This window comes from Pelomonas sp. KK5, assembly GCF_001984095.1.
Taxonomy (GTDB): Bacteria; Pseudomonadota; Gammaproteobacteria; order Burkholderiales; family Burkholderiaceae_C; genus KK5.
Map to the genome: position 1 here is coordinate 1 of NZ_LYVQ01000400.1, position 2,841 is coordinate 2,841.

3 protein-coding genes are annotated in these 2,841 nt (G+C 73.7%); 2 read left to right on the plus strand and 1 reads right to left on the minus strand.

The features are described from left to right. The coding region (locus B0W88_RS30930; RefSeq protein WP_077038314.1) for a PLP-dependent aminotransferase family protein at positions 1-1,277 on the minus strand (1,277 nt) is incomplete at its 3' end. Positions 1,278-1,452: 175 nt separating this feature from the next. Between B0W88_RS30930 and B0W88_RS30935 the strand changes: the two genes are divergently transcribed. Then, positions 1,453-2,154 (plus strand): c-type cytochrome, encoded by a 702-nt coding sequence (locus B0W88_RS30935; RefSeq protein WP_077038315.1) that lies wholly within the window; start codon positions 1,453-1,455, stop codon positions 2,152-2,154. Further along, the coding region (locus B0W88_RS30940) for a c-type cytochrome (protein ID WP_144007108.1) at positions 2,151-2,841 on the plus strand (691 nt) is incomplete at its 3' end. The genes B0W88_RS30935 and B0W88_RS30940, both read left to right, overlap by 4 nt.

Genomic DNA, 2,841 nt, shown 5'->3' on the forward strand with positions numbered 1-2,841 from the left:
AGGCTGATGCCCTGCGACAGGGCCAGCCGGTGGAGCTCCAGCGCATCGACCCGCGGCGGCAGCTCCAGCCAGACGAAGTAGCCGCCCTCCGGCTGGGTCGCCCGCGTGCCCGCCGGGAAGTACCGGGCCACCGCCTGCAGCACGCGGTGCCGGTGCCCGGCCAGCGTCGCCCGCAGCTGGCGCAGGTGCCGGTCGTAGCCGCCCTGCTGCAGGTATTCGCTCAGCCCTTCCTGGGAGGGCAGCGGCGCGGCGATCGAGTGCATCAACTTGCGCTGGGCCACATCCGCGGCGAAGCGGCCGGCAGCGGCCCAGCCGACCCGGTAGCCCGGCGCCAGCGTCTTGGAGAAGGAGCTGCAATGCATCACCAGGCCGGCGCGGTCCCAGGCCTTGGCCGGCCGCGGCTTGCGCGCGCCGAAGTACAGCTCGCCGTAGACGTCGTCCTCGATCAGCGGCACCTCGTGCCGGGCCAGCAGTTCCACCAGCGCCTGCTTGGCCTCGTCCGGCATCAGGCTGCCCAGCGGGTTCTGGAAGTTCGGCATCAGCCAGCAGGCTCTGACCGGATGCGCGGCCAGCACGGCCGCCAGCGCCGCCACGTCGATGCCGGTGCGCGGATGGGTGGCGATCTCCACCGCGCGCAGCCCGCGCCGCTCCAGCGCCTGCAGCGCGCCGTAGAAGCTGGGCGACTCCACCGCCACCAGGTCGCCCGGCCGGGTCACGCTCTCCAGGCACAGGTTGAGCGCCTCCATCGCGCCGTTGGTGATGACCAGTTCCTCGCTGTCGACGCTGCAGCCCATGCCCAGGTAGCGCAGGCCGATCTGCCGGCGCAGCGCCGCGCTGCCCGGCGACAGGTCCTCGACGGTGCGCCACGGGTCCAGCCGCCGCATCGCCTTGCCCAAGGCCAGCGCGAGCCTGGGCAGCGGGAACAGGGCCGGGCTCGGGAAGGCCGAGCCCAGCGGCACCAGGCTGCGGTCCCTGGCATGGCCCAGCACCTGGAAGACCAGCCCGGAGATCTCGACCCTGCGCTCGCGCCCGGCCGGCTGCGAGCGCTCCGGCTCGGGCTGCCGCCCGAGCGCGGCGCTCACGTAGTAGCCCGAGCGGGGCCGCGCCACCAGCAGGCCGCGCGCCTCCAGCAGGTAGTAGGCCTCGAAGACGGTGGACGGGCTCACGCCGCGGCGCCGGCTCGCCTCCCGCACCGAGGGCACCCGCTCGCCCGGGCGCAGCTGGCCGGCGGCGATCGACTCGGCGATCTCATGGGCGAGGGCTTCGTAGCGCTTCAACTGATATGCCGGTAATGACGGTTCCGAGCAACTGTACTTGTCGGCGACGGGCCCTGGGCAATGGCCCCTTGCCACCCATCTGATCCGCTCTTTTTTGCCGGAAACTGGACCTGGGCTTGCACCGCCGTCGCTGGCACAGTGGCGGCAAGGCTTCAGGCGGAGAAGGGAAACAGAGATGCAGCGCGCGGTGTTCCGGTGGGTGGGTGTCGGGCTGCTCGTGCTTGGCAGCCATGCGGCGCCGGCCCGGGCGCAGGTGGCCGACACGATGGCCCAGCGCATGCAGGCCTGTGTCGTCTGCCACGGCAAGGAGGGTCGCCCCGCCGCCGCCGGTGTCTATTTCCCCCGCATCGCCGGCAAGCCGGCGGGCTACCTCTACCAGCAGCTGAAGAACTTCCAGCAGGGCCGCCGCCACAACGAGGCGATGGAGCGGCTGCTGCGGAACCTTTCCGACGACTACCTGCGCGAGATCGCCGGCTATTTCGCCGCGCTGGACCTGCCCTACCCGCCTGCCCAGGCCCATGGCCTCAGCGACGCGCAGCGGCAGGCCGCGGAGCAGCTGGTGTCCAAGGGTGCGCCCGAGCGCAGGATCCCCGCCTGCGTGGCCTGCCACGGCGCCGCGATGGCCGGCCGCCAGCCGGCGATGCCGGGCCTGCTGACGCTGCCCGCGGGCTACCTGAAGGCCCAGCTGGACGGCTGGCGCGACGGCACGCGCCAGGCCCAGGCGCCCGACTGCATGGCCACCGTCGCCCGCAGCCTCAGCGCGGACGAGGCGGCCTGGGTGGCGCGCTGGCTGTCCGCGCAGACGCTGCCCACCGGCACCAAGCCGCAGCCCGCCTCGGCCGAGCCGCTGCCCCTGCGCTGCGGAAGCAATCCATGAGGCGCCGCCTGTTGCCGGGCGCCCTCGGCGCCGTCCTGCTCCTCGCTGCCCTGGTGGCCTGGCTCAACGTCCGCGGCGAAGCACCGCTGGATGCCGGCGCGACGCCGCCCGCGACACCAGCCGTCGTCGAGCGCGGCGCCTACCTGGCCCGCGCCGGCAACTGCGCCGGCTGCCACAGCGTCCCCGGCGGTGCCCCGTTCGCCGGCGGGCGCCGCATCGAGACGCCTTTCGGCAGCGTCGTCTCTTCCAACCTCACGCCGGACCCGGCGACCGGCCTCGGCGCCTGGTCGGCCGGCGAATTCTGGCGGGCCCTGCATCACGGCCGCTCGCGCGACGGCCACCTGCTCTACCCCGCCTTCCCCTACCCGAGCTTCACGCGGGTGAGCCGCGAGGACTCGGATGCGCTGTATGCCTTCCTGAAGACCGTGCCCCCCGCCGCCCGGGCCAACGAGGCCCATGAGCTGCGCTTCCCGTACAGCACGCAGGCGGCGCTGGCGGTGTGGCGGGCGCTGTTCTTCCGCGCCGGCGAACTTGAGCCCGACGCGCGCCAGGGCGCCTCGTGGAACCGCGGGCGCTACCTGGTGCAGGGGCTGGGCCACTGCAGCGCCTGCCATGCCGGGCGCAACGCCCTCGGCGGGCCCGCCTTCGATGCCGAGTTCGCCGGCGGGCTGATGCCCGATGCGGGCT